The sequence below is a fragment of the Pseudoalteromonas sp. MER144-MNA-CIBAN-0113 genome (assembly GCF_040308965.1).
Taxonomy (GTDB): domain Bacteria; phylum Pseudomonadota; class Gammaproteobacteria; order Enterobacterales; family Alteromonadaceae; genus Pseudoalteromonas; species Pseudoalteromonas tetraodonis.
The window spans coordinates 1-301 of sequence record NZ_JBEOOG010000260.1 but is presented as its reverse complement, the minus strand read 5'-3'; the positions used below and the strand labels follow the sequence as shown (position 1 = coordinate 301).

Annotated in this window: 1 protein-coding gene; it reads left to right on the top strand. The window is 40.5% G+C overall.

The window, feature by feature from the left end:
- Positions 1 to 301: transposase (locus tag AAEY57_RS19635; protein ID WP_350608623.1), on the top strand; the 301-nt coding region annotated here is incomplete at both ends.

Below are 301 nucleotides of genomic sequence, written 5' to 3'. Positions count from 1 at the left end.
GGCGCTACGTGAGTAAGGCTATTTATACCGTACTAGGTGTCAATATCGAGGGCCGCAAAGAGTTACTTGGTTTATATATCTCTGAAAGTGAAGGGGCTAACTATTGGCTATCAGTATTAACAGATTTACATAATCGTGGTGTATCCGATATTTTAATTGCCTGTGTTGATGGACTAAAAGGCTTCCCTGAAGCAATAGCAACAATCTATCCTGACGCCGAAGTGCAGGAGTGCGTTATTCATCAAATTCGTAATTCGATGAAGTATGTTGCTTCAAAGCACCAAAAAGAGTTTATGGCTGA